The following is a 24522-nucleotide window of genomic DNA, read 5'->3' as shown; positions in this document are numbered from 1 at the left end:
CATAATGCATGATGGGTGATTAAAAATCAGCTATTCATAATGCGTGAGAGCAGTTCGAGATCCTCTTTTTTGACCTTTAAGTTAGATGCCACCTCGGTTCCGTCCGGGGCGGTCACTTTTAGGGAAATGACGCTGTCCTCGCGCAGCGCGCGGGTGTAGGCGGCTTTCAGAAAAGGGGAAAATTTAGGGTGGCGGGCTTTGAAACGCGCCCACTCGTCCCGAAATTGCAGTAAGGATGAAAGATTCATGTGATTAAGTCCTTTCCGTTTTAATAACTGATGGTAGTGTATCATGCGCGGGGAAGGCATGTAAAGAGGAAAAATTATCAGTAATGAGAGGTAGACTGGTAACTGTTCGCAGTAACGTAGACAGGAGAATCAAGATTCATGGAACAGGTACAGAAGAAAAATATACTAGGCACGGAGCCGATCGGCGGGCTTTTGCGGCAGTTTGCGGTGCCAAGCATTATCGCGATGCTGGTAGGTGCCCTTTATAATATCGTCGATCAGTTTTTTATCGGAAGAAGCGTGGGAGAGCTGGGGAATGCAGCGACGAACGTGGCGTTTCCGTTGACGATCTCCTGTGTGGCGCTGGCGCTTCTGTTTGGAATCGGCGGTGCGGCGTCCTTTAACCTGACGCTGGGAGGCGGCGATCGGGAAAAGGCGTTATTTTATATTGGAAATGCGGCGACGCTTCTGTTTGGAAGCGGTGTGATTCTGGGGACTGTGGCGCTTTTTTGCCTGACGCCGATGCTGCGCTTTTTCGGTTCGCCGGACAATGTGCTGGCGTATGCCAAAACGTATACGGGTATCACGGCTTTGGGATTTCCATTTCTGATTCTGACCAACGGCGGCGGGCATCTGGTGAGGGCGGACGGAAGCCCGCTTAATGCGATGCTTTACAATTTATCCGGGGCGCTGATCAATACAGTGCTCGATCCGCTGTTTATTTTTGGATTACATATGGGAATGGCGGGTGCTGCGCTGGCGACGATCATTGGACAGATTTTTTCAGGAATCCTGATTATCCGGTATCTGCGCCGTTACAAAAACGGACGGCTGACAGCGGCGCATCTTCGACCACAGAGAACATATGTAAGCATGATTACCTCATTGGGGGCGGCGGCATTTTTCAACCAGCTTGCGATGCTGGTGGTGCAGATCGTGTTAAATAAATCCTTGACCTACTATGGTGCGCATTCGGACTATGGGGAATCGATTCCGCTGGCGTGTGCCGGCATTATCACGAAGGTCAATCAGGTGTTTTTTTCGATCGTCATCGGTCTTTCGCAGGGCATGCAGCCGATCGCAAGTTTCAATTATGGCGCGAAAAATTATGCGCGCGTGCGGCAGGTGTATGGGTTGGCGCTCAGGTGGGGATTTGCGGTGTCGGCGGTGTCCTTTGCGTGTTTCCAGTTGATTCCGCGTCCGATCATCGGGCTGTTCGGGGAAGGATCGGAGATGTATTTCCAGTTTGCGGAAAAATATTTCCGGATTTACCTGTTTTTCACGTTCTTAAACTGTGTGCAGCCGATTGCGTCGAACCTGTTTACGGCGATTGGAAAACCGAAAAAGGGTATTTTCCTGTCCCTGACGCGCCAGATTCTCTTTTTACTGCCGCTGATTGTGATTCTGCCGCTGTTTATCGGCATTGACGGCATCATGTATGCCGGACCGATCGCGGACTTTGTGGCGGGCGTGGTGGCGCTTGCGATGGCAGGCGTGGAGGTGAGACGGCTGCGGCGGATGGAAAGTGCGTCCGTGCATGCATAGGCGGATGGTATATTTTAGCCAGTCCTTCATATATTGAGGTAAGGAGGACGGGCTGATGAAGGAGGAACAATCAAAGCAGGATGTGAGGGCGCTGTTTCATTTTTTCTCCCGGAATATCCGGGAGCAGCTTCTGGCGCTTCCGCTTGAGGCGGATGGAATGGAAGAGGTACGGCTGCGAGTTAGCGCGCCGCTGTATTACATATATAAAAATAAAGAGTACACAGCCGGAAGTGGATTCCGGGTCAGCCGGGAGGATGTGGATGAAACGCTGCAATGCGCGGCTCGTTCTTCTCTCTATGCTTACGGGGAGGAAATCCGGCAGGGGTTTCTGACCGTGCAGGGCGGACACCGGATTGGCGTGGCTGGAAGGACGATACTGGAAAACGGACATATAAAGGCGATTCATCCGATAACCTTTTTAAATGTCCGTTTTTCGCATCAGATGATAGGATGTGCAGCAAAAATACGGTCGATTTTGACGGATCCAGGGACGGGAAGTATCCGGAATACGCTTCTGATTGCGCCGCCGAGATGCGGAAAAACAACACTTCTGCGGGATCTGATCCGGATGGTGTCGGATGGAGAAGAGGGAAAGGATAGGGGCTCTGCTTTGACGGGGAGCTTTGAACGGCCTAAGGCAGGTGCAGGACATGAAAATAAAGCTGGAAAAATGGTGGAGATGAGGAAGCAGCATGGTGGAAAAGTGAGGGCGCAGACGGTCGGGGTGGTGGATGAGCGTTCGGAGATTGCCGCCTGTTATCAGGGAATCCCGCAAAACGATGTTGGCTGCCGGACAGATGTGCTGGATGCCTGCCCCAAGGCGGAGGGAATGATGATGCTGATCCGCTCGATGGCACCGGAGGTGGTCGCGGTGGACGAGATCGGCGGTGAGAATGATTTGGAGGCGCTTCGCTATGTGATGAACTGTGGCTGCAGGATTCTGGCAACCGTACATGGAAATTCGATGGAGGACATCCGGGAAAAACCGGGCTTGGCCTCTTTTTTGCAAGAAAAACGGTTTGAGCGGTATGTGGTGCTGGGAAATAGACGCGGACCGGGAACGGTGGAGGCGGTATATGATGCAGCTGGCGAGGAGCTCATATGTGGATAAAATTGCTTGGAATCTGCCTTGTATGTGTATCGTGTGCGGGGATTGGCGGGGGTGAGGCATTGCGCCTGATTGGCCGGAGGCGTTTTTTGGAGGAAGTAAAACGGATTGCCGCGGGACTGCAGGGAGAGATTGGGTATACACAGGCAGTTCTTCCTCTGGCACTGTGCCGGGCGGGGGCACGCGGGGATGGAAAAGCGGGAAAACTATTTTTGGTGGCAGGAGAGCGGCTGGAAGCGAATCCAGAGTGTCCGTTTGGGAGTATCTGGGAAGCGGTTCTGGAAGAGCAGGGGATTCGTCCGATGTTAGGAACAGAGGAATGGGAGCTGATGTGCCGGTTTGGAAACAGCATCGGGTATCTCGATCTGGAAATGCAGCAAAAGACGCTGGCACTGTATCTGGAAGAATTGGAACGGGCGATTGAGCAGCTGCGGCGGGAAGAGCCGGAGAAGAAACGGCTGTGCTGGGGACTTGGGATACTAGGCGGGCTGTTTCTGGCAGTGGTGTTGATGTAAGTGGGGGAAGAAAATGGGAGTTAATCTAATATTTCGGATTGCGGCAGTCGGTATCCTGGTTTCCGTCCTCTGCCAGATCCTCAAACACAGCGGGCGGGAGGAACAGGCATTTCTCACAAGTCTTGCGGGTCTTCTTTTGGTACTGTTCTGGATGGTGCCGTATATTTATCAGTTGTTTGAGACGATGAAGGAATTGTTTGCGTTGTAATGGACTCTCGGAATCCTTCTGTGCTTGATTTTGTGAGATGATTTTTTGTCAGTTGAGCCCAAATTTCTGAGGCATACGTTGATGAAATTCGGGTGCAGCTGGCGAAAAATCAGCCGCAAAAGCGGGTGCAGGAAAGACTCCGAGAGTACATTGCAGGGAAGGACGGTAAAAAATGTCAATTTTAACCGTATCGGTTCTTGGGATCACGGCAGTTCTTCTGGCAGTCCAGCTCAAGGGAAAAGGCAGCGAGTATGGGACGTACATTGTGATGGCGGCGGGGCTGTGTCTCTTTTTCTATGCGGCGGGAAAGCTGGAAGTGATTCTGAAAACACTTCGGACGATGGAATCCTGCATCGGGATCAGTCCAGTGTATTTGTCGGCGCTTTTGAAAATGGCGGGAATTACTTATATTGCCGAATTTGCCTCCGGGATTTGCAAGGATGCCGGGTACGGTTCGCTGGGAACACAGATTGAGATATTTGCGAAGCTGTCCATTCTGGCGGTCAGTATGCCGATTCTGCTGGCATTGTTGGAGACGGTGAAGCAGTTTTTGGCGTAGGGAAGTGGTAAGTGCAGAAAAGCGGAGAGATGGTGAGAGCAGGTGACGGTGGGAACAAAGATGGTTGTGCGGGCAGTGAGCGTTATATTCTTGAGTGTATATTTGATGGCAGGAAATCATTTAACGGTGTCGGCGGCAAATGGTGAAAAGATATCCGAAGATTCGGATTTCAGTGTTTCTGGCGAGAACATGGATTCTCTTCTGAACTCACTGGATTTAAGCAGAATCGAAGCATTTTTAAGGGAAGCGGGAGGTTCGGCAGTCCCGGGGCTTTCATTCCGGGAAATCCTTTCGATGCTTCTCTCTGGCAATTATCAGAGTGCGGTTCGGATGCTGATGGATTTTTGCCGGACAGCCCTATTTCGGGAAATTTCAGAAAATGGCAGATGGATGGGGCAGGTCATCCTTCTGGGAATTTTAGGGGCGGTGTTCGCCAGCTTTTCGAGTCTCTTTGCCGACAGTCAGGTATCGGAGATGGGCTTTTATGTCACGTATCTTCTGATTTTTACACTGCTTGCCGCCAGTTTTTTGAATGGGGTGCGGATCACGCGGACACTGTTGGAGCAGCTCTTTGAATTTGTCCGGGTGCTGGTTCCTGCTTTTTTTCTGGCTGTTTCCTTTTCCGGGGGAAGTACCTCGGCAGCAGCCGGATATGCGTGGACACTTGCTTCTGTCAATGTGGCGGAATGGGTGTTTTTACAGTTGTTTCTGCCATGCACCCAGTTGTATGTCCTGCTGTCGCTGGCGGGACATTTAAGCTCGAAGGATTTGTTTTCAAAAGCGTTGGAATTGCTGGAACAGGGGATGCGCTGGGGCAGCAAGGCGCTTTTGGGAGTGGTGCTGGGCTTTCATGTGCTGCAGGGAATGATTGCGCCGTATACAGATTCGATGCGCCAGACGGCGCTGCGGCGGGCGGTCAGCCTGATACCGGGAATCGGACAGGGCGCGGCGGCAGTGTCGCAGGTACTTCTTGGAAGCAGCGTCCTGATCCGGAATACGGTGGGCATCGGGGGAGTGCTTGTGTTGGCGGCGGTGTCGCTTCTGCCGCTTTTGAAACTTTTAATCCTCTATCTGGGGTGCCAGGGAAGCGCGGCGCTTTTGCAGCCGGTCAGTGATAGCCGGGTGGTGGAGGCAGTCGGCGCTGTGGCGAAAGGATTTTATTTTTTGCTGGCAGCAGCTGGTTCGGCGTTGGTGTTATTTGCACTTTCGATCGCGGTGGTGTGTGCGAGCACGAACGCGGCTTATTTTGTGGGGTAGAAGATGGAAGTAATTACTCACTGGGCGGGGAATATCGTCAGTTATCTTGTGTTTCTGACCGTTCTGACCGGGCTTTTGCCCGCACATAAGTATGAAAAATATATTCGCCTGTTTGCGGGCTGTATCTTGCTTCTGATTGTGCTTAAGCCGCTGACGGACGGGCTGCGGCTGGAGGAGCGGCTGAATTATCTGTTTACATCTCTTTCGTTTGAAAATGAAGCGGGCGAGCTGAAAAGTGAGATGGATGAGATAGAGGTGCGGCGTAGAAATATGGTTTTGAGCCAGTATGAGGCGGAAGCGTCCAAGGAGGCAGTGCGGGTGGCAGCGGAAGCGGGATTTTCCGTGGAAAAGGCGGACGTAGAGCTGGAAAAAGATCCGGAGTCGGAGCAATTTGCCTCGGTGCGGAGTGTGACGGTGTATGTGGCGGGAAGTGAGGCGGGGATGGAAGCGGGGATGGAAGCGGCGGAACAGGAGGATCCGAGTTCGATGATTGAAATAGAAAAAATTTCCCCGATTGAAATTTCACTTGAACAGGAGCAGAAGCAGGGAGAACCCGCCGCCGCGCAGGCAGTTTCATGGATGAATGGGGAAAAGATTTGGGAGCTTCAGCAGCGGCTGGCATCGTTTTATCAGGTGGAGGCGGATCATGTGGAAGTCAGGATGGAACCTTGACAAGGAATGGGTCAAACGAAATGAAAAATGGCTGATTTTGCTGGTGCTTGGGCTGGCAATTTTGATCTTATATGCGCCGTTTGGGAAGAAGACGAGTGAGACGGGAGTCTTGCGGTCAGGGGAAAGATGGGCGGAGAGTGAAACAGAAACAAACTCTGGGCATAGAGCAGGGCAGGACAAAAATGGAAGTTCAGAAGAGAGTGGTTCGGATGTCGAAACAGGTCTGCCAGGCACTGCATCCAGGCAGGACACCAACCGCCTCTACGAGCTTCGCCTGGAGCAGCGGATCCGGGACGTTTTAAAGAAGGTGGACGGCGTGGGTGAGGTGGATGTGATGCTGACTCTGTTTTCTTCTTCGGAAAAGGTGCTGCGGGTGGATAAGGAGAGAAGCCGGGTGGCCACCTCGGAGACGGATTCTTCGGGTGGTACGCGGCAGCAGGCGGATGAATCGCTGCGGGAGAGCACCGTGCTGGCGGGAAGTTCAGGCAGCGGGGAACCGGTAGTTGAAAAAGAGCTGGCACCGGAGATTTCCGGTATCGTGATCAGCGCACAGGGAGGAGGAAATGCGTCGGTACAGAAGGAAATTTCGGAAGCGATGCAGGCATTATTCGGACTGCCGGCACATAAAATAAAAGTATTAAAGCGGGTGGAATAAAGGAGTATGCAAATATGAGAATGAAGATGAAACGCGTTTTCAGGAGAAATCAAATCATCATCACGACGCTGGCGATCATGATTGCGGCGGCGGGGTATCTCAACTATGCGGGAAAATCCGATCTGCCGGGGGCGGATACATATGAAGCGGGGGCGACCAAGATTTCAGATAGCGATATATATTCGGAAAATCAGGCGGTGTCCGGAAGCGTGGCGGACGGTGAATATGAGGAGATTGCAAGTTTTGACGATCCGGGAGAGGGCGATCCGCTGGCAGCAGGCAGTGAGGAGGGCACAGCGCAGGGGGCGGCGGACGGAGAGGAGGCATCTGCGGACAATCCGGCAGTCGATAACCCGGGCGAGGCGGTTTTGACAGGCGGAACCGGCGTGGCAGAGTACATAGCCAATGTACAGCTCAGCGTGAACAGATCCGCGCCAAGAACCGCGAAGCACTGAATGCCCTGATTAACAATGAAAATCTGGATGCGTCGGCAAAAGAGGCAGCCGTTCAGGATATGCTGGCACTCAATGCGATAGCGGAGAAGGAAAATGCAGCGGAAACGCTTCTGATGGCGAAAGGATTTGCCGATCCGGTTGTCAGCATCACGGATGGAAAAGTGGATGTCGTTGTCAACGCGCCGTCCATCACAGATCCGCAGCGCGCGCAGATCGAGGATATTGTAAAACGGAAAACCGAGATATCGGCGGAAAATATCGTGATTTCCCTTTTAAACCTGGGAGATTGAGGAAGTTCGGATGAGTTAATGTTCACGGGTAGGCACTTTTGGAACCGAAAGTGCCGTAAGAAAACGTGGTGGCAGCAGGAATTTGCCGTATTAAAATGCGAAGCCACGGCAAATTCCGTTACTGGGCACGTATGCGTGAACAGTAACTCGGATAAGATTCGAACTGGAAATGCCTTTGCAAACTCCTGTATTTTTGGTATAATAAAAACACTTAATTGAAATGTATTTCTGGAAGTATTCGAGCATCTGTTTTTTGTGGGAAGAGAAGATTCCGGGCGTACATGGAAGTGGTCAGGAGGGATTTGGAATGGCGAGAGAAGCAGAAGATAGAAGCACACATATCGTATATGAAAAGGACCGCATTGGAGAAGTGAAAATTGCCGATGAGGTAGTGGCGATCATCGCAGGTCTGGCAGCGACCGAGGTAGACGGTGTCGATTCGATGGCTGGCAATATCACAAATGAACTGGTCGGAAAGCTCGGCATGAAAAATTTGAGCAAGGGCGTGAAAGTGACCGTAACCGAGGATCACGTGATTGTGGATCTGTCCTTAAATATGAAATATGGCTACAGCATCCCGGCAGTCAGTGAAAAGGTGCAGGACAAAGTAAAGACAGCGATTGAAAATATGACCGGTCTGATGGTTCTGGAAGTTAATATTAAGATCGCGGGTGTCAATATGCCGGCGGAAGCATAGCAGGTTTCGTGTTTTCGTAGCTTTTCATTTTCTTAACACAAAATACTCAGTTTGACCTTGACGGGGAAAAAACCGTATGATATGATGATCGCGTTAAAAGGGAGTAGTTATAACCATGTAACCAACAGACCCTGAGGATAGTAAACCTCATGGTTACATGCCTTGTGTAAGTCAGATGGCAGTGTGCTTTTGTAACAAAAAGCGTGTGCCGTATGATTCAAATGTGAGGAACAAGACTTTTAGCATATGTGGATGAAACGTATGCTGAAAGTCTTTTTGTTTCATAGGAAATTGAGTTCTATGAAACAAAAAGCGCTCCGCGAGGATGCGCACTCGCGCGAAGCAGAAACATGTCGCAAGCGACCGCGCTCGGCGCGAGAATGTGCCAAGGCACATTCTTTTATGGATGCATGTCTGGCGCGAAGCAAGACAGCTGCCAGAGCAGGTGTATCTTGGCAAGGGGCTCCAGGAAACAGAATATTTATGAAGGAAAACAAAATTAACAGGAGGAACAACATGGAATTTTTATGGGAAGGCGTCATGGCGATCACGCCGCAGCAGTTTGTGATGTATCTGATCGGCGGGCTTTTGATCTGGCTGGCGGTCAAAAAGGAATACGAACCGGCGCTGCTTCTGCCGATGGGATTCGGCGCGATCATGGTAAACCTGCCATTATCCGGCGTCATTAATCAGGTGACGGAGGGCATCGGGGAGACACCGGGTATCATACAGTGGCTGTTTGAGACGACGATCGGCGCGTCGGAGGCGCTTCCGATTCTGCTCTTTATCGGAATCGGGGCAATGATTGACTTTGGACCGCTTCTGTCACAGCCGATCATGTTTTTATTTGGTGCGGCGGCGCAGTTTGGCATTTTCTTTGCGATCTGTGCGGCATCGCTGATGGGATTCGAACTCAGGGATGCGGCGTCGATCGGAATCATCGGTGCGGCGGATGGACCGACTTCCATTCTGGTTTCCCAGATCATGCATTCCAACTATGTGGGCGCAATCGCGGTGGCGGCGTACTCCTACATGGCGCTGGTGCCAATCATCCAGCCATTTGCGATCCGTCTGGTGACGACGAAAAAAGAACGCCAGATTCACATGACCTACAGTCCGAAAAATGTGTCCAAAACGACCAAGATCGTATTTCCGATTGTGGTTACTATCATTGTCGGACTGATTTCTCCAGCATCGGTGGCGCTGGTCGGATTTCTGATGTTTGGAAACCTGATCCGTGAGTGCGGCGTGCTTCCGGCACTTTCCCAGACGGCACAGAACGAGCTGGCAAACCTGATTACCCTGCTGCTTGGCATCACGATTTCGTTCAGCATGCGTGCGGACGCGTTTGTGCGGGTTGACACGCTTCTGATTATGGGAATCGGTCTGATTGCATTTATCTTTGATACGATCGGCGGTGTGCTGTTTGCTAAATTTATGAACCTGTTTTTGAAGACGAAAATCAATCCGATGATCGGTGCGGCGGGCATTTCCGCATTCCCGATGTCCTCACGCGTGGTGCAGAAGCTGGCGATGGAGGAGGAAAAGGGAAATATTATCCTGATGCATGCGGTCGGCGCCAATGTATCGGGGCAGATCGCCTCGGTCATCGCGGGCGGACTGGTCATTAAGCTGGTAAGCCAGTATTTGTAATATAGGTCTGTCGGGCAGATAAAATGGAAAAGGAAGGCTGCACTTGAATGATGAAAAATCAAGAGACAGCCATTGCACTGATTGAGATGGAGGAAAATATCGGATGTGGAATAATTTTTTGATTTCGCTGGCAATTATGGGAAAAGGAATGGCGGGAATTTTCGTCGTTGTCCTGATTATTACGGCAGTGGTGCTGATTTTAGGTAAGTTAAAGTAAAATATAAATTGGAAAAAGTATCTTTCTTTTTTCTTTCAGTTTTGTGCAGTTCGTTGACATTCGACAGAGGTAAATCTATAATAGAAACATTGTTTGTAAGAGTTTGAAAGGGCTAGAAGGAGACATGAGAATGAGTCAACGAAATAAAATTCAGCGCCTGCTGCGAAAAGGCGCTTTGGCAACTTGTTTATCCCTGTCAGTTGTGTGCAGCAGCTTATCGGCAGTTACAGCGTATGCAGGACCGGCGGATGATCCGGCAGCGGCAGCACCAGTGATCGGACCGGGCGGTCCGGGAACCACGAACGCGAATGCGGGACAGCAGGCGGATAATTCCTATTATAATCAGACGTTATCCAATCCGGTTGTCAATCCGGTGGATAAGTATTCCTATAGCCAGATGGTAAACGATATTTCGGCGCTGGCAAGCCGTTATCCGGGAACAGTGACCGTGAAATCGATTGGAAAATCGGCGGACGGACGTGATATCTACGATGTGATTGTCGGCAATCCGAACGCATCCAAGAAGATTTTGTTCCAGGGGGCGATTCATGCCAGAGAGTATATCGTTGTACCGCTGATGATGCAGCAGCTCGAGTATCTGGCAGCTGGATTTACGAATAATGGTACCTATATGACGCAGCCGCTTTCTAACATATTGGGACAGGTGGCATTTCATTTTGTGCCGATGCTGAATCCGGATGGAGTCACGATCAGCCAGATGGGCGAGAATGGTATCCAGTCGGAGGAACTGCGCCAGACGATGCAGGCGGCGTACGCGGCGGACAAGGCATCCAGCCGGACAACGGTCAGCTATGAAGAGTATATGAGACGCTGGAAGGCGAATGCACGCGGTGTCGATCTGAACTATAACTTTGCGGCAAACTGGGAGGGAATCAATGTGTCTTTAACCCATCCGTCTGCAAATGGTTATAAGGGAACCAACCCACTGTCAGAGCCGGAGAGCCAGGCAATCGCGAACTTGATTCAGGGAACGGGATTCAATGCGGTTATCAACTATCATGCGATGGGAAATGTGATTTACTGGGATACGCAGAACAACCAGAAAGCGGCAGAGTCCAAGGCGCTGGCAAACGCTGTTCATGCCTTGAATGGTTATTCCGTTCTTGGAAGCAAGGGCGTCGGCGGCTTGAAGGACTGGCTGCAGCAGGCAGCAGGCATCCCTGGTATCACGATCGAGGTAGGACGTTCCACTTGCCCGGTATCTTTCTCGGAATATCCGGCGATCTGGAACCAGAATAAGGCAGTCCCGGCAACGCTGGGATATTATGTGGCGACACATTGATGATGGAATAAAATGAAGATTAGATAGAAAAAGGATGTGCGACTGGAGTTGGAAGTGGTCGTGCATCCTTTTTTGTTTCAAGATTTGGAACGAATCAACAAAAACAGGAAGCTAAAACTATACAAAATGGAAAATACATTCTTTTTTCGAAAATATGGTTGACAAATTCTGCAACATGATCTAATATAAAATCACAAAAGGAACAAAAATTCCATAAACGACAAAAAAGAACAAATTAAATGAAATGGAGGATTTCAACATGAAAACAAGAGAAGTTGTATTCTACAGCGAAGGCGCAAAGATGGTAGGAGATATTTATCTCCCGGATGATTACAAAGAGGGCGAGAAGAGACCAGCAGTTCTGTGTAACTCTGGATGGACCGGCGTTAATAAGTGCTATCCGGCACTGTTTGCAAGAGCTTTAACAGCAAGAGGATTTGTATGCATGGGCTTCGATTACAGAGGATTTAAGCCGAGTGAGAATGTTCATCCATGCCTGCCGAAGTACACAACCCTTGAGACAGAGGTTGAAGACGTGGCAAACGCATTTACCTTTATGCAGATTCAGCCGGAAGTAGATCCGGAACGCTGCGGACTTCTTGGATGGGGTGTCGGCGGTGCTGTATGCGTAACCGTTGCAGCGCGTGACAAGGAAGTAAAAGCGATTGCAACCCTGAACAGCTTTGTAAATGGCGAGCGCTGGATGCGTGACGGCATGGGAAATGATAAGTTTGGAAAGAGCGTTGCACGCCTCAGAGAAGACCGTATCAAGAGAATTACAACCAACGATCCGGTTCTGATGCATCCGTACACCGATTATCCGAACATCACAGAGAGCGGCGATTTCTATACAGACCATGTATTAAAAGAGATCAACGGCGGTATCGGCGATTCTGTCAACAAGGATAACGGCGAGGAGTTCCCGACCCCGATGAGCACCGCAATCGGCGAGAGCTTCATCCGTTTCAACGTAGAAGACCTGCTTCCGAGAATCGCACCGCGTGCTGTCTTTGTAGGTCATGGCTATTATAACGAGCTGCATCAGCGTGTAGAGGCGGAAGAAGCATACCGTCTGGCACAGGAGCCGAAGCAGTTATACTATGTAGATGGCAAGCACAATGAGTGGATGTTCGACGACGATCCGAAGTTCCAGGCACTGGCTGACGCGCTGGCAGCATTCTACAAGGAGAATCTGAAAGCATTCCAGTTTGGTTTACAGAAATAATCTATGGACAGAGAAAAAGAGATTGCATATTTAATGCAGGGAGCGTATGACCTCCATATGCACGCAGCCCCGTCCCCCTTTCATCGAGTTTTGGATGATTACGGGCTGTTAGAAGAAGCCGGGAGAGCCGGAATGGCAGGAATTATGCTGAAATCTCACTATGAGTCCACGATTGCGCGGGCAATTCTGGCTAATATCCACTGTGCTTCGTGTACGAAAGCCTATGGCGGTCTGGTGTTAAACTGGCCAGTCGGAGGACTCAATCCATATGCGGTTGAAAATGCGATGAAGCGCGGATGCCGTATCGTGTGGATGCCGACCCGGGACGCAAAGAACTCTTTGTGTTCCGGGAATATGCCGGGAGATTTCTTTGACCGCTCTGGAATCTCTATCCTGACCGAAACAGGGGAGCTGAGGGCGGAGGTTTTGGAGATTTTGAGGATTGCCAGAAAGTATGATGCGGCAGTCGCGACCGGGCACATCAGCCCGGAGGAAAGTATTCTCCTGTGTCAGGAGGGAATCCGGCAGGGAAACCGTATGGTTCTGACACATCCAGAATTTCCGCGGACGCGTGTCGATGTAAAAACGCAGAAACAGCTGGCAGCTCTGGGCGTTTATATTGAAAAATGCTGGTATAATGTGGCAGAAAAGGAATGCACGGCGCAGGAGATGGCAGACCATATCCGGGTAGTCGGAGCAGAACACTGTTTTATGGTAACGGATCGGGGGCAGACTTCAAGAGAACACCCGGTGGAAGCGATGAAGTTGTTTATGCAGACATTGCTGGATGAGGGAATCACGGAAGATGAGATTTATGTGATGACGCATACGGTGCCCCGGAAGGTGCTGGGAGAGTTATAGTAAATTTGATAATTGAATATGAAAAAATAAAAAGGTCAGAAATCAATTATAAGTTTACTTATAAGAATTCTTGACCTTTTTATTTCTTTCGAGAAGTACTTTTAAGAAGGTAAGGGATAATATAGTGTACTGGAAGGAGGATATCTATGGAATATACCAATATGTCGTTTCTATATGATTTTGCATTTATGTCGCTGCTGCTGATTATAGCCCAGTTCCTGCGTTCCCGTATAAAATTTTTGCAGATGTTTTATATTCCAGCGTCTGTTCTGGCAGGTCTGATGGGACTTGTCCTGGGACCGCAGTTTTTAAACGTGATTCCGTGGAGCGGTAAAATAGGAAGTTATGCTTATATGCTGGTATGTGTATTATTTGGCGGTTTGTTCCTGGGGAAAAAAGATAAAACCAATGTAAAACAGATTCTGACAAAGGTGGGCGATTCCTTTTGTGTCAATATGGGAGCTGAATTTTTCTGTTTTGGTATTGCACTGCTGGTAGGCGGCGCACTGATGAAAATTTTGTTTCCAAATGTATTTACAGAAATTGCCCTGCTGATGCCATCTGGATTTTGCGGTGGACATGGCTATGCTTCAACGATTGGAACGGCACTTAACAATTCACTGGGACGTGAAGATGGCGTTGTACTGGGGCAGACGTTTGCAACCGTGGGCCTGTTAGTTGGTTTGTTTGTAGGAATTGCCTGTATTAACTATGCAACCAGACATGGAGGAACACGTCTGGTAGAAAAAGCGGAATCTCTTCCGGAAGAGTGCCGCACAGGAATCGTTCCAGTAGGTAAGAGAAATTCGATGGGAGAAGAAACCATCAATCCAATGAGTATGGATCCGTTGGCATTTCATCTTGCACTCACGCTGACTGCAACACTGTGTGGTTATAAGTTCTACGATTTTTATAAACAGTTCTTACCGAATGTAGAATTACCGGTTATGTGCCTGGCAATGATATTTGGTGTCATTATTAACACGATTATAGGGCATACTCGTTTTAAAGACAGTATTGATGAGCATGTGGAAGGACGGATTGGTTCGATGGTAACCGATTATCTGGTTGGCTTTGGTGTGGCATCTATTTCTATTTCTGTTGTACTCGAATTTGCAGGTCCGATTTTACTTTTATGTGTATTAGGACTGCTGACCTCCCTGTTTTTAGTATTTGTAGTTGGACAGAAGCTGTTCCGAAATTTCTGGTTTGAGCGTTCTATTTTTGTATTTGGATGGACAACGGGTGTTGTGGCAATTGGTGTTACGCTGCTTCGAATTGTAGACCCGGAAGGAAAGAGCGGAACGTTAAATGATTATGGATATTCGTACACGCTTCAGTCCGTGATTGAGGTGTTTATCATTGCATTTACACCAATTTTGGCGGTTTCCATGGGATGTATTGCAGTTGGTGCGATTGAGACGGGAATAGCGGTGGTACTTTTCCTGATATGTGCAAAATGCTTTGGTGTACATAAGGAGAAGATGAATGAGCTTCGGGAAGGCGAAGCAGAAGTTATGAGTAAATAAGTTTTCGTATATTATGAAAAAATGTGTGGTTGGACATGAAAATGAATAGCCACACATTTTTTATTGATAGAAAATTCGCCTCGGAAGTTTATTTAATGTAGGTGAAATAAAGGAGAATGATGGGAGGAAGAAAATCTCCCATTTTTATGGTGAAGTGCATTGACACCCAGATCCCCAGAAGTACGAGTACAAGACCAAAGAATTCACGGAAGCCGAAAGGCTCTCTCAGAATAATAACGCCTGTAAGTACAGCTGTAGCAGTGGAGATGCCGCTGAAGCTGGATGCAGTAGCCATGGTCATATGGGTAAAAATTACATTCCGCAGTGCTGATGCATAAAGTGAGGAGCCAATGGATAAGGCAAGAAGGCAGCCGATGATAACAGGATCCGAGAGCGGACGAAATAATTCGGTGAGCTCGTTAGAAACCAGGTGCTTTATCAGAGAAATACTTCCATAAATAGCAAACATAGCGAAGCTCATGGCATAGGTAATGTCCAGAGGTGTCAGATGGTTTCCGAGCTTCCGGATACAGAGATTTAAGGAGGAGGACATAAAGGCAGCCATCAACAACAGGAAAAAGCCCCATACGGTTGCAGCTTTATCCTCAGAATTTCCGGCAACAATGAAAACACCTAAAAAGCTAAGAAGAATAAAGAAAAATTGTCCTGCAGAGGGCTTTTCATGGAAAAACGGAATGGCAAGTAAGGTGGTAATTAGCGGGATTAATGCCAGAACCACACTTGCTTTCCCAGAAGGATAGAAGCACATGCCGGTGGTTTCAAAAAAGCCATTAAGCAGCTGGAAAATACAGATAGGAAGAATAGATATGCCCATATCACGAAGAGAACGCAGATGAATTCGTCCGGTATGTTTTAAGGCGTAAAGTATCACAAGACAGATTGCAAAACGAAGCGCAATTAGTAGTGCAGTATCTCCATTTAGGCGTGCAGTTAAGATTTTTAGCGGTAAATAAGAGATACCGAATAAGAAATTGTATAGGATAGCTCCCAAGATTGGATTAGTTTGTGCAAATTTCATGACATCCCTTTCAATATGATATAATATGAGCACTTAGTGAGGTGTTTTCGAACTTAGTGCGAGTCATATCTAAGCACTTAATGAAGCCGAGCCAAAGGCGAAAGCTGAATTTAGTACTTATGATATAATGATAAATGGTTCAATATAGGAAATATATGTTAAAGAAACCTCTGTAATCAAGGAAGAATTGCAGAGGTTTCTTTATTTTTTATGTTTTTAAATTTTATGTGAATGTTTTTAATTTGAAAGGCTATGCCTTATCAGACTGCCAGCGTCTGTTTTGTCAAATTTCTTATAATTTTTAATCAGAATTCCCAGACTGGCGGTTGCGCCGATCATGATGAGGGCGGCGAACATTCCGCCGAAGTTTGCGATGATCTTGACACCATTGACACCAACGGTTGCGATCATGATATAGCCGACTGCCATCGGAACGACACACCATACAAGCTTTAACCACATCGGGGAGTCCGGGAAGTCTGGGTTGATGCCCTGTGTAGAGATACCAGCCATGGCGATGCAGTTGGAGTTGCAGGCGGTAATGGTGCTGAGGAAGATCAGAACCACGAATAACGGGATGATCAGATTTCCAAGTGGAAGTGCGCCTAACATATCATAAGGAACATTTTCAACACCGCGGTCATAAGATGCAACGAGGTCGAACAGTCCGGAGGTCTGTACCCACAGGGAAGTACCGCTGACTAAAACCATCCAGATAGCACTGACAGAAGCACAAAGACCTACATATAATCCAAGAACGTGTTTTACCTTGCGTCCATAAGCGATCTGTCCCATGAAAGCTCCGGAGGTCGGTGCCCATGCCATCCAACTGAACCAGTAGAACGTGGTCCACCACTGCGGCCACTGGGTTCCAACGGATTCACCGGTGATTAAGATACGTTCAATAAAGGTACCTGCGAAACCACCCAATGCCTCGGTAGAGAGGTTGAACAGGAAGGAGGCATTTGAAAATACCAGCAGGAAAATCAGGAAAATGGCAAAGCCGTATACATTGATATTGGAAACGTGCTTCATGGCTTTCTGGATACCGGAAACAGCAGTTGCAACGGTAACGGCTGCAACCACGATGCCAACCATAAACCAGAGTCGGGCATTAGACGGAAGACCGAATATTTTAGAGATACCGCCGGAAATATTCATGAATGCCTGTGCGACGGAACCAGCCATACCGGCGCCGATGGCAAATAAGGTGATTGCGTCGATGGTTTGCATCCAGCGAGGATGGTAGCAGCGGTCGCCCAGAAGAGGGGAAACTTCACTGGCGATGGAATACGGCTTTTTTGCGTTATAATACATGAAAGCAAATACAACAGCCGGAACCGTATACATACAATACGGAACGATCGTCCAGTGAAGGAACATGGTTTCCATGGCAAATTTCAGGGAACCGCTGGTAGAAGGTTCAACGCCGTATAATTCGGTCGGCGGATACGCGTAATGTGCGATCGGTTCTCCTGGTCCCCAGAAGAGGACACCGGCTGCCATGGTCGTTGTAAGGGCGATAGTAAACCAGGAAAAATTGCTCAGTTCTGGTTTGGCGTCCTCACCGCCGATTCGTACATCGCCAAATTTGGAAAACATGGCAACAACGGCGACGATTACGATTGCAAGGGCGAGAATGCTGGCAGCCCAGCCGAGATTTTTGATGATCCAGTTGTTGATATTATTGATGACTCCCAGAAAAGTTTCCTGATCGACAAGGCTTAAAACAAGGAACGCGACCAGAATAATAAATGGCGGGAAAAAGGTCATGATGCGAATTTTTGAGTTTTCATTTTTAGCATTTTTATCAGTCATTTATGATTCCTCCTTGTAGGGTGTATCCCAGATAGGACGATAGTCCTCCGGGTGGCGGTCGGTCAGAACGGTATTAAAATCACGTTCTTTTGCAATCCGGTTTAAATCAACGCTTCCATATAAAATAGCTTCTTCCTGGACGCCGCAGCTGTCAATCCGTTCTCCAATAGGACTTACCAGCTGGCTTTTTCCTGCGAAGATCTCATCGCCGGACAATCCACAGCGGTTGACTGCGGCTATGTATACAAGATTGTCCAGGGCACGGCACGCAAGGTTTAAATCCCACCATTCTTTGAAATAGTAGCTGGCGCGCCATGCGGCCGGGACTAAAACCAGTTCGGCACCGGCCAGTGTCAGCAGGCGGACGGTTTCTGGAAAGCATACGTCGTAGCAGATGACGACGCCGATCTTTCCGAGTTTTGTCTCAAAGACCGGGTACTGGGTGCCGCGCTGCAGATAAGTTCGTTCGTCTCCGACGGGATGCGTTTTTGAATAATGCCCGAGAATCGTGCCGGTATCATCGATCAAAAAAGCAGAGTTTTCGACTCCAGATGGGGTGGAAAAAAGAATCGGAGCCAGAATAAAGACTGAAAGTTCCTTTGCCAGACTACGCATCCGTGTCAAGGAAGGTCCATCTTCGATTTCGGCGAGCTTCATCATATCTGGGATGCAGGTGCCGAGATAGCCGACATTAAATACCTCTGGCAGACAAATCAATTTTGCCCCGTGAGCGGCTGCTTCCCGGATCTGTTTCTCTGCTTTGTCAAGATTATTAGAAACATGGAACAAATCGCAGTTCATCTGGAGCATGGCGATTTGGTAAGGTGATCGAGTTTGTTGCATTTGAGTATCCCCTTCCTAAAATAGAATATTTATTCCATAAACGACATTTATGATATGATTATAGAATTTGTAAAGGAATAAATCAACCAAAATACAATAATAAAGAATAAAATTTACCTTTTTTACAAAGAAATCCTCCGAAATTTGTCTGCTTTGACGAAAAACAAATGTCAAATTGACGAATTTGTAAGGAAAGTATATAATAAAACCAAACGAAAATCGAGTGAGAATCTTGGAATGAATGAGGATAAACGATGGGCAATGAAGTATTGGAACAGATCATAAAAATCAAGGACGCCGTACCGAAAAAACAGAGAATTCTCTGCAATTATCTGGCGCTGAATTATGAAAAGATCGGCGTGATGACGGTGGCGGAACTGGCGGAAAATGCGGGTGTGGGAAGCACGACGGTCATGCGTCTGGTACAGCTTCTGGGCTTTGACAGCTACACTACATTTAAGAAAGCATTGGCACAGGAATCGCTTTTGAAAAATACAACGCCGTACCGTAGCCTGCGGCAAGAATTTTCCCGTACCTCGGAGACGGCGAGCCGGGATACGTTCCATATGCGATCGCGGACGGAATCCAGGTGCTTGAAAATCTCTGTACGCCGTCAAACATTTCCCAGTTTGAGGCGGCAATCCAGCTGATGCTGGAATCAGATCAGCTCTATATATTGGGAATGCGTTCCAGCAAGGCGCTGGCGCTGTATTTTGAATATGTGGCAGAGCGCTTTTATCCGCATATCCGCCAGCTCAGCCGGGAGGAAGAGTTTGTCTATGACCGGATTGCAATCAATACGACGCCGAAGGATGTGCTTTTAGTGTATTCGGTCTGGCCATGTACGAAAAAGACGATTCGTGTGGCAGAGTTAGCACATAACCTGGGAATCCCGATGATACTGATCACAAATACAAGCTTAAATCCATTGGTAAAGATCGCAGATGTAGTGATTGATACGAATTCTGTGAACCATCCGAGCGGTGATACTGCTTTGATGCTGGTAACGGAGGCGCTCATGAGTGAACTGGGAAGACGGACCGCACCGGAATCCACGAAGAATATTGAAAAGATCGAACAGGCATTGAATGACAATGGACTGATTCTCTGGGAGAATTAATCGAAGATGTGTAACTGGAAATTCCGATAAAACAGGGCTGCCGTTATTCCTCAAACGGCAGCTCTTCTTTTCGCAAAAATGTCCGGATCGACTCGTCCCACTCGCGTTCCAGCGTCTTGTCTAACGTAAATTGGTTGAGCGACAGCCCGGTGACACAGCTTAAATGCTGGTTTTCATAATGAATATTTAAGAACAGTCCGCCGACCTGCTCCGGGAGCCATTGGCTTTTGCGGGCGGTCAGAAACTGTTCGGTGGCAGCTTTCGGAAGCTTCAAAATGATGGAGAAGCGCTCCGGAAGCTTTTTTCCTTTTATGAGGGAAAAACAGAACGGGCGCAGAGTTTTCCAGGTTGAATATTCTTCAATCTGCCCCTCGGCACGCTCTTCTTCGGAATAAAAGCTTTTATGGACGCGTCCGTCGATGGAGAAGGTGTTGAACGTTACGATCTCCGCTTCCTTGAGCAGAAAGCGGTCAAATGTCTCTCCGATGAACAGTTTCTTGGTAAATAATTTTATATCACAGATATTGCAGGCAATCATATGTGTCCTCGCTGAGATGGTAAATTCGTTATTTTCTGTGTAATGTAGAAACAATAACGTAGATTCTATTTTATCGCAGGCGGGAGGGGGACGCAAGTGACTTCTTATTGGCAAGACGGAGAATTTTAAAATTTATTAGCACTCAACAAAAATGAGTGCTAATTTTCTATTGACATCTTGGAACGCTGGTATTAAAATAAGAGTCACGGTGATGGAAAATCACAAAAAAAGAATTTTACAAGCGTATATTTATGTAGCTGGATAGCAGGATTGGACGCGGCAGAGTGAAACTGCCAGACTCCATTTCCGGGAGCGGATATCCACTGTATTTTGCAATCAAAAGGAGTGTATAGATATGGCAGCAAAAACAGGAAGTTTATCAATCAACAGCGAGAATATTTTCCCGATCATTAAGAAATGGCTTTATTCCGATCATGATATTTTCTATCGTGAGCTGATTTCCAACGGATGCGACGCGATCACGAAGCTGAAAAAGCTGGCGCTGATGGGCGAGTATGAGGAGCCGGGGGAGACGGAGTATAAGATTCAGGTTACCGTCAATTCCGAGGACAAGACGATTACCGTCGAGGATAATGGTATCGGTATGACTGCCGAGGAAGTGGAAGAGTACATTAACCAGATCGCATTTTCCGGTGCACAGGATTTCCTGGCAAAATATAAGGACAAAGCAAACGAAGACCAGATCATCGGTCATTTCGGTTTAGGTTTCTATTCTGCATTCATGGTAGCGGACAAGGTTACGATCGATACTCTTTCTTATAAGAAAGACGCAGAGCCGGTTCACTGGGAGTCTGAGGGCGGCACTGAGTTTGCGATGGATAAGGGCGATAAGGAAGGCAATGGTACCAAGATTGTCCTTTATTTAAATGAAGACAGCACTGAGTTCTGCAATGAGTATCGCGCACGTGAAGTCATCCAGAAGTACTGCTCTTTCATGCCGGTTGAGATTTACCTGAAAAATGCAACGGCAGAGCCGGAGTATGAGACGATCGAGAAGGATCAGCTGACCGATAAGGACACCATCGTTGAGACGGTGGTCGAGGAAGCAAAGACCGAGGAAAAGGAGAAAGAGGACGGCACGAAAGAGACCGTGGAGGTATCTCCGAGAACCGAGAAATATAAGATCCTGAAACGTCCGGTGGCACTGAATGACATTCACCCGCTGTGGAACAAGCATCCGAACGAGTGCACCGAGGAAGAGTACAAAGAATTTTACCGCAAGGTATTTATGGATTACAAGGAACCGCTGTTCTGGATTCACCTGAACATGGATTATCCGTTCAACCTGAAAGGAATCCTGTACTTCCCGAAGATCAACATGGAGTATGAGAGCATCGAGGGCACCATCAAGCTGTACAATAACCAGGTATTTATCGCGGATAATATCAAGGAGGTCATTCCGGAGTTCCTGATGCTCTTAAAGGGTGTGATCGACTGCCCGGATCTGCCGTTGAATGTATCGAGAAGTGCGCTGCAGAATGATGGATTTGTAAAGAAGATTTCCGATTACATCACCAAGAAGGTAGCGGACAAGCTGACCGGTATGTGCAAGACAGACCGTGAGACCTATGAGAAATATTGGGACGATATCGCTCCATTTATCAAATTTGGCTGCTTAAAGGATCAGAAATTTGCTGAGAAGATGGATGATTACATCATCTACAAGAACCTGGACGGAAAATATCTGACGCTGAAAGACTGCATGGATAAGGCGAAAGAGGAAGGTCATGAGAACCAGATCTACTATGTAACAAATGAGAAAGAGCAGAGCCAGTACATCAACATGTTCAAGGCAAACGGACAGGATGCGATCATCATGTCTCACAGCATTGATAATCCATTCATCAGCCAGGAAGAGCAGAAGCATGAGAACCTGAAATTCCTGCGTATTGATGCCGATGTCAATGACACGCTGCGCGAGGAAGTGAAGGAAGAGGACAAGGAAGCGCTCAAGAAACAGGAAGAGACGCTGACAGAGACCTTCAAGAAAGCACTGGGCGATGATAAGCTGCAGGTAAAGGTTGAGAAGCTGAAGGATGCTGAGATTTCTTCGATGATCACCCTGTCGGAGGAAACACGCCGTATGCAGGATATGATGAAGATGTACAACATGGGCATGGACGCGTCGATGTTCGGCGGCAGCGGTCAGGTGCTGGTACTCAACGCGAACAACAAGCTCGTTCAGTACGTCTTAGAGCACACGGATGGCGAGAATACGCCGAAGATCTGCGAACAGCTCTACGACCTGGCACAGCTCAGCCACGGTTCCCTGACACCGGAGCGCATGACGAAGTTTATCGCACGGTCGAATGAGATTATGGGTATGATGCTGAACTAAGGGCGTCTGGTTTAGGACTGTTTTATATAGGAAAATATGTTAAAATATCATATATGATATGATAACGGAGCTGCTGCACGTAAATGTGGCAGCTCTTTTATTACCTGTCGTAAGAGAGCAAATGGGATTCACTATTTCACGAATTTAGTATTTATGATAGAATAGGAGCACTTAGCAAGGTTTTTTCAGATTTGACGGGGAGGTGCGTGTATGTTTGGAATCGGAGGATGGAAACAGGTTGGCGCGACGTTTGATATGAAACGGCAGGCGGCGATCCGGGAGCAGCTGGAACAGGCGGGAATTGAGTATCAGGTCAAGGTGCAGAACCGTCTGAAATCGGGCGTGCTTTCCGGCAATCAGCGGGCGAGGCTGGGAAGTGCGGGAGAAAATGCGGCATCGGAACGGGAATATCTGTTTTATGTGCAGAAAGCAGAGGAGGAAAAGGCGCGCCGTGTGATAGAAAGCGCCGGAAGATAAAACAGGTATTTTCTGGGAATGAAAGACCTGAATGACGAAGGAGAGAAAATGGGAGAGGGAAACTGGAACGAATCGGATCTTTGGCAGCGGGAGGCAGAAGAAAATGGTCTGCAAACGGAACCTGAGCTGCAGAATGCGGTTCAGAGTCCGAAACAAATCCGAAAAACCTGCCGCCGCGAGGTGCGCCGTGTCTGCAATGTCCTCGGCTGGGCGCTGGCATTTTTCAGTGTGATGACGGTACTTGTCAGCATACTTCTGGAAGTGGCTGGCAACGTATGGGCGGACGGAGGCGTGATCAGTACGTTTTTGAACCGGATGGTAAATGCAGCGTGGTATGAGGACGGCGGAAGCACGCTGGTCATCTATGCGCTGGTTCTTCCATTCGTATTTTTAATTCTGCGCCTTGTCCCGGAAGAACGGGCAGAGAAAATGAAGATTAGTTTCCTGCAGTTCTGTATGTTTTTTATTTTGGCACAGGGATTTGGAACTATCTTTAACCTGCTGGGAAATGCAATCAATGATGCGGTGGCGGCAAGTAGCGGCGGCGATGCATCCGCGATGAACCCGGTCAACGAGATGCTGGATTCGCTCTCGCCGGTAATGATTTTATATGTAGGGTTTTTAGGACCCATTATTGAGGAATATATCTTTCGATGGAAACTCTTAAACCGATTGCGCCGTTTTGGCGATAAGGCGGCGATTACCTACACGGCGCTGATGTTTGGTCTGATGCACGGAAATGTGACGCAGTTTCTCTATGCGGCGGTGATTGGCGTGGTTCTGGGGTATGTGGCGGTGAAGACGGGACGGATGCGTTATAACTGTCTGCTGCATATTCTGATCAACAGCTGGTCGTTAGTGATAGCGATGCTTGGAACACAGGATACGCTGCTGCCGCTGTTTATCACGTTTCTGATGACCGGGTTTATGGGCTGCACGATCATCGGGGCGTTTGTTCTGCTGATTTTCAATTTCCGGAAAATCCGGCTGTCCGATGGGGCACTCCCAGAGGGAGTGAAATTCCGCAATATATGTGGGGCAATGTATGGGAATCTCGGAACAGTGGCATTTATTCTGGTAAGTTTGATTACGATGGCGTTTTTCTTGTCGAGATGATGTGGTGGTCAGTTGCTGTTCACAAGCAGGCACTTTTGGAAGTGAAAGTGCCGTAAGATAACGTGGTGGCAGCAGGAATTAGTTGTATTTAAATGCGAAGCCACGGTAAAATCTGTTACTGGGCACGTATGCGTGAACAGTAACACTGTTCATGTGTTTGTCATGTATTTCAGCATGTATTTCACGGGATTCTGCTTGACTTCCTACTGTGTGATTACTATAATAAATAGTAATGA

Annotated in this window: 26 protein-coding genes; 21 read left to right on the top strand and 5 right to left on the bottom strand. The window is 48.2% G+C overall.

Annotation, left to right across the window (positions count from 1 at the left end; all coding sequences use genetic code 11):
* Positions 1–26 precede the first annotated feature (26 nt).
* Positions 27–248, bottom strand: a complete 222-nt coding sequence (locus tag DW085_RS10200; protein ID WP_107001315.1) for a hypothetical protein — start codon at positions 246–248, stop codon at positions 27–29.
* Positions 249–386: 138 nt separating this feature from the next.
* Between DW085_RS10200 and DW085_RS10195 the strand changes: the two genes are divergently transcribed.
* The 16 genes from DW085_RS10195 to DW085_RS10125 all read left to right on the top strand — a co-directional run bounded on the left by DW085_RS10195 (position 387) and on the right by DW085_RS10125 (position 14976).
* Positions 387–1772, top strand: coding sequence for an MATE family efflux transporter (locus DW085_RS10195; RefSeq protein ID WP_117796871.1), 1386 nt, complete (start codon positions 387–389; stop codon positions 1770–1772).
* 55 nt (positions 1773–1827) lie between these two features.
* Positions 1828–2883 (top strand): stage III sporulation protein AA, encoded by a 1056-nt coding sequence (locus DW085_RS10190; RefSeq protein ID WP_118492508.1) that lies wholly within the window; start codon positions 1828–1830, stop codon positions 2881–2883.
* Positions 2874–3395 carry a stage III sporulation protein AB gene (locus DW085_RS10185; RefSeq protein WP_107001318.1) on the top strand — a complete coding sequence of 174 codons (522 nt, stop codon included), beginning with the start codon at positions 2874–2876 and terminating at the stop codon, positions 3393–3395. The genes DW085_RS10190 and DW085_RS10185 overlap by 10 nt, the downstream gene beginning before the upstream one ends.
* Positions 3396–3408: 13 nt before the next feature.
* Positions 3409–3603, top strand: a complete 195-nt coding sequence (gene spoIIIAC / locus DW085_RS10180) for a stage III sporulation protein AC (RefSeq protein ID WP_022359269.1) — start codon at positions 3409–3411, stop codon at positions 3601–3603.
* A 172-nt stretch (positions 3604–3775) separates the two neighbouring features.
* Positions 3776–4162, top strand: a complete 387-nt coding sequence (locus tag DW085_RS10175) for a SpoIIIAC/SpoIIIAD family protein (RefSeq protein ID WP_107001319.1) — start codon at positions 3776–3778, stop codon at positions 4160–4162.
* A gap of 48 nt (positions 4163–4210) precedes the next feature.
* Positions 4211–5419: a stage III sporulation protein AE gene (locus DW085_RS10170; protein ID WP_118492506.1), complete on the top strand. Its 1209-nt coding sequence runs from the start codon at positions 4211–4213 to the stop codon at positions 5417–5419.
* Positions 5420–5422: 3 nt separating this feature from the next.
* Positions 5423–6091, top strand: a complete 669-nt coding sequence (locus DW085_RS10165; RefSeq protein ID WP_118492504.1) for a stage III sporulation protein AF — start codon at positions 5423–5425, stop codon at positions 6089–6091.
* A complete protein-coding gene (locus DW085_RS10160) occupies positions 6066–6746 on the top strand; it encodes a stage III sporulation protein AG (RefSeq protein ID WP_118492502.1) in 681 nt (226 codons plus the stop codon). The genes DW085_RS10165 and DW085_RS10160 overlap by 26 nt, the downstream gene beginning before the upstream one ends.
* A 14-nt stretch (positions 6747–6760) precedes the next feature.
* Complete coding sequence (locus DW085_RS20585; protein WP_347475057.1) at positions 6761–7201, top strand: SpoIIIAH-like family protein; 441 nt, start codon at positions 6761–6763, stop codon at positions 7199–7201.
* A complete protein-coding gene (locus tag DW085_RS20580; protein ID WP_347475062.1) occupies positions 7174–7491 on the top strand; it encodes a SpoIIIAH-like family protein in 318 nt (105 codons plus the stop codon). Before DW085_RS20585 ends, DW085_RS20580 begins: the two co-directional genes overlap by 28 nt.
* A gap of 307 nt (positions 7492–7798) precedes the next feature.
* Positions 7799–8188, top strand: coding sequence for an Asp23/Gls24 family envelope stress response protein (locus DW085_RS10150; protein ID WP_107001323.1), 390 nt, complete (start codon positions 7799–7801; stop codon positions 8186–8188).
* A gap of 516 nt (positions 8189–8704) precedes the next feature.
* Positions 8705–9841: a sodium ion-translocating decarboxylase subunit beta gene (locus DW085_RS10145; protein WP_118492500.1), complete on the top strand. Its 1137-nt coding sequence runs from the start codon at positions 8705–8707 to the stop codon at positions 9839–9841.
* Positions 9842–10188: 347 nt separating this feature from the next.
* Positions 10189–11361, top strand: coding sequence for a M14 family zinc carboxypeptidase (locus DW085_RS10140; protein WP_107001325.1), 1173 nt, complete (start codon positions 10189–10191; stop codon positions 11359–11361).
* A gap of 259 nt (positions 11362–11620) precedes the next feature.
* Positions 11621–12586, top strand: coding sequence for an alpha/beta hydrolase (locus DW085_RS10135; RefSeq protein ID WP_107001326.1), 966 nt, complete (start codon positions 11621–11623; stop codon positions 12584–12586).
* Positions 12587–12589: 3 nt separating this feature from the next.
* Positions 12590–13447: a DUF6282 family protein gene (locus DW085_RS10130; protein WP_118293910.1), complete on the top strand. Its 858-nt coding sequence runs from the start codon at positions 12590–12592 to the stop codon at positions 13445–13447.
* Between the two features lie 146 nt (positions 13448–13593).
* Positions 13594–14976, top strand: a complete 1383-nt coding sequence (locus tag DW085_RS10125) for a sodium/glutamate symporter (protein ID WP_107001328.1) — start codon at positions 13594–13596, stop codon at positions 14974–14976.
* 88 nt (positions 14977–15064) lie between these two features.
* On the opposite strand, the gene DW085_RS10120 is transcribed toward DW085_RS10125, so the two are convergent.
* From DW085_RS10120 to DW085_RS10110, 3 genes are all read right to left on the bottom strand, one after another.
* Complete coding sequence (locus DW085_RS10120; RefSeq protein ID WP_118492498.1) at positions 15065–16015, bottom strand: DMT family transporter; 951 nt, start codon at positions 16013–16015, stop codon at positions 15065–15067.
* A 237-nt stretch (positions 16016–16252) separates the two neighbouring features.
* The gene (locus DW085_RS10115; RefSeq protein ID WP_118492496.1) at positions 16253–17833 is read right to left on the bottom strand and encodes a BCCT family transporter; all 1581 of its coding nucleotides are present in this window, start codon (positions 17831–17833) and stop codon (positions 16253–16255) included.
* Positions 17834–18676: a carbon-nitrogen hydrolase family protein gene (locus DW085_RS10110; RefSeq protein ID WP_233430262.1), complete on the bottom strand. Its 843-nt coding sequence runs from the start codon at positions 18674–18676 to the stop codon at positions 17834–17836.
* 254 nt (positions 18677–18930) lie between these two features.
* Here DW085_RS10110 and DW085_RS10105 point away from each other — a divergent pair, with 254 nt between their 5' ends.
* Positions 18931–19326, top strand: a complete 396-nt coding sequence (locus tag DW085_RS10105) for a MurR/RpiR family transcriptional regulator (RefSeq protein ID WP_118492494.1) — start codon at positions 18931–18933, stop codon at positions 19324–19326.
* Complete coding sequence (locus tag DW085_RS10100; RefSeq protein ID WP_147352817.1) at positions 19266–19796, top strand: MurR/RpiR family transcriptional regulator; 531 nt, start codon at positions 19266–19268, stop codon at positions 19794–19796. The genes DW085_RS10105 and DW085_RS10100 overlap by 61 nt, the downstream gene beginning before the upstream one ends.
* Positions 19797–19839: 43 nt before the next feature.
* Here DW085_RS10100 and DW085_RS10095 read toward each other — a convergent pair whose 3' ends face one another.
* The gene (locus tag DW085_RS10095; protein ID WP_107001332.1) at positions 19840–20334 is read right to left on the bottom strand and encodes a DUF5721 family protein; all 495 of its coding nucleotides are present in this window, start codon (positions 20332–20334) and stop codon (positions 19840–19842) included.
* 355 nt (positions 20335–20689) lie between these two features.
* On the opposite strand from DW085_RS10095, the gene htpG reads away from it, so the two are divergent.
* The 3 genes from htpG (at position 20690) to DW085_RS10080 (ending at position 24286) form a co-directional block, all read left to right on the top strand.
* Entirely contained in the window at positions 20690–22693 is a 2004-nt protein-coding gene (gene htpG / locus DW085_RS10090; protein ID WP_118492490.1) for a molecular chaperone HtpG, read from the top strand.
* Positions 22694–22903: 210 nt separating this feature from the next.
* Entirely contained in the window at positions 22904–23170 is a 267-nt protein-coding gene (locus tag DW085_RS10085; RefSeq protein ID WP_118473033.1) for a DUF2007 domain-containing protein, read from the top strand.
* Between the two features lie 48 nt (positions 23171–23218).
* Positions 23219–24286, top strand: a complete 1068-nt coding sequence (locus tag DW085_RS10080) for a type II CAAX endopeptidase family protein (protein WP_182430853.1) — start codon at positions 23219–23221, stop codon at positions 24284–24286.
* Positions 24287–24522: the final 236 nt, after the last annotated feature.

The organism is Clostridium sp. AF50-3, assembly GCF_003477445.1.
GTDB lineage: Bacteria > Bacillota > Clostridia > Lachnospirales > Lachnospiraceae > Otoolea > Otoolea fessa.
The sequence above is the reverse complement of the archived record's forward strand: the minus strand, read 5'-3'. Positions and strand labels throughout refer to the sequence as shown.

Excerpts from the sequence above, each read along its gene's own strand:
- htpG (WP_118492490.1), top strand. The coding sequence starts at position 20,690 with ATGGCAGCAAAAACAGGAAGTTTATCAATCAACAGCGAGAATATTTTC.
- DW085_RS10105 (WP_118492494.1), top strand. The coding sequence starts at position 18,931 with ATGGGCAATGAAGTATTGGAACAGATCATAAAAATCAAGGACGCCGTA.
- DW085_RS10095 (WP_107001332.1), bottom strand. The coding sequence starts at position 20,334 with ATGATTGCCTGCAATATCTGTGATATAAAATTATTTACCAAGAAACTG.
- DW085_RS10200 (WP_107001315.1), bottom strand. The coding sequence starts at position 248 with ATGAATCTTTCATCCTTACTGCAATTTCGGGACGAGTGGGCGCGTTTC.
- DW085_RS10085 (WP_118473033.1), top strand. The coding sequence starts at position 22,904 with ATGTTTGGAATCGGAGGATGGAAACAGGTTGGCGCGACGTTTGATATG.
- DW085_RS10115 (WP_118492496.1), bottom strand. The coding sequence starts at position 17,833 with ATGACTGATAAAAATGCTAAAAATGAAAACTCAAAAATTCGCATCATG.
- DW085_RS10160 (WP_118492502.1), top strand. The coding sequence starts at position 6,066 with ATGTGGAAGTCAGGATGGAACCTTGACAAGGAATGGGTCAAACGAAAT.
- DW085_RS10190 (WP_118492508.1), top strand. The coding sequence starts at position 1,828 with ATGAAGGAGGAACAATCAAAGCAGGATGTGAGGGCGCTGTTTCATTTT.
- DW085_RS10135 (WP_107001326.1), top strand. The coding sequence starts at position 11,621 with ATGAAAACAAGAGAAGTTGTATTCTACAGCGAAGGCGCAAAGATGGTA.
- DW085_RS10140 (WP_107001325.1), top strand. The coding sequence starts at position 10,189 with ATGAGTCAACGAAATAAAATTCAGCGCCTGCTGCGAAAAGGCGCTTTG.
- DW085_RS10150 (WP_107001323.1), top strand. The coding sequence starts at position 7,799 with ATGGCGAGAGAAGCAGAAGATAGAAGCACACATATCGTATATGAAAAG.
- DW085_RS20585 (WP_347475057.1), top strand. The coding sequence starts at position 6,761 with ATGAGAATGAAGATGAAACGCGTTTTCAGGAGAAATCAAATCATCATC.
- DW085_RS10080 (WP_182430853.1), top strand. The coding sequence starts at position 23,219 with ATGGGAGAGGGAAACTGGAACGAATCGGATCTTTGGCAGCGGGAGGCA.
- DW085_RS10120 (WP_118492498.1), bottom strand. The coding sequence starts at position 16,015 with ATGAAATTTGCACAAACTAATCCAATCTTGGGAGCTATCCTATACAAT.
- DW085_RS10165 (WP_118492504.1), top strand. The coding sequence starts at position 5,423 with ATGGAAGTAATTACTCACTGGGCGGGGAATATCGTCAGTTATCTTGTG.
- DW085_RS10125 (WP_107001328.1), top strand. The coding sequence starts at position 13,594 with ATGGAATATACCAATATGTCGTTTCTATATGATTTTGCATTTATGTCG.
- DW085_RS10110 (WP_233430262.1), bottom strand. The coding sequence starts at position 18,676 with ATGCAACAAACTCGATCACCTTACCAAATCGCCATGCTCCAGATGAAC.
- spoIIIAC (WP_022359269.1), top strand. The coding sequence starts at position 3,409 with ATGGGAGTTAATCTAATATTTCGGATTGCGGCAGTCGGTATCCTGGTT.
- DW085_RS10195 (WP_117796871.1), top strand. The coding sequence starts at position 387 with ATGGAACAGGTACAGAAGAAAAATATACTAGGCACGGAGCCGATCGGC.
- DW085_RS10145 (WP_118492500.1), top strand. The coding sequence starts at position 8,705 with ATGGAATTTTTATGGGAAGGCGTCATGGCGATCACGCCGCAGCAGTTT.
- DW085_RS10185 (WP_107001318.1), top strand. The coding sequence starts at position 2,874 with ATGTGGATAAAATTGCTTGGAATCTGCCTTGTATGTGTATCGTGTGCG.
- DW085_RS10175 (WP_107001319.1), top strand. The coding sequence starts at position 3,776 with ATGTCAATTTTAACCGTATCGGTTCTTGGGATCACGGCAGTTCTTCTG.
- DW085_RS10130 (WP_118293910.1), top strand. The coding sequence starts at position 12,590 with ATGGACAGAGAAAAAGAGATTGCATATTTAATGCAGGGAGCGTATGAC.